This window comes from Asaia sp. SF2.1 (assembly GCF_000505765.1).
In the GTDB taxonomy this organism is placed as follows: domain Bacteria; phylum Pseudomonadota; class Alphaproteobacteria; order Acetobacterales; family Acetobacteraceae; genus Asaia; species Asaia bogorensis.
In genome coordinates, this window is the sequence record NZ_AYXS01000034.1 from 117,681 (window position 1) to 118,158 (window position 478).

The following is a 478-nucleotide window of genomic DNA, read 5'->3' on the forward strand; positions in this document are numbered from 1 at the left end:
ACGGTATGATAACGAACTAAGGCTGATTCAATTAATTTTTAAAGTTCGATACAAAACAGAAATATTTCGTCGCACGCGTCCGGTCCTCGTTATGCCAGCGTTACGTTCCAGATGAATTACGTTACGTGTGGAGCGTGTGACCTATGGCGTTAAGCCTGCGCAGATCTTTCCTTTTGACGTTTACGGCAGTGGCCGGACTATCTACCTCGGCAGCCATGGCGGCCACGGTGCCGATGGACGCAACTGCCACCAAGAAAAAGACCCTGGTCAAGACCAAACAGGCCACGTCCAAATCAGAAACGATCATGGTAACGGGATCGTATCTGCGCAGCTCGAACAACAGCTCGGCCAACCCCGTCCAGATCGTGACTGCCAAGCAGATCCAGCAGACTTCGGCTGTTTCGCTGGGTGACTATCTCCAGCGCCTCCCCTCGGTCGGTTCGTCGGGCACGCCCAACCAGCAGACCAATGGCGGTGG

The 478-nt window shown here is 54.0% G+C and carries 1 protein-coding gene; it reads left to right on the forward strand.

All coding sequences use genetic code 11. From position 1 onward, the window contains the following. Positions 1–188: 188 nt before the first annotated feature. Positions 189–478, forward strand: a 290-nt coding sequence (locus P792_RS39035; RefSeq protein WP_235075492.1) for a TonB-dependent receptor plug domain-containing protein, incomplete at its 3' end; no start/stop codon positions are given.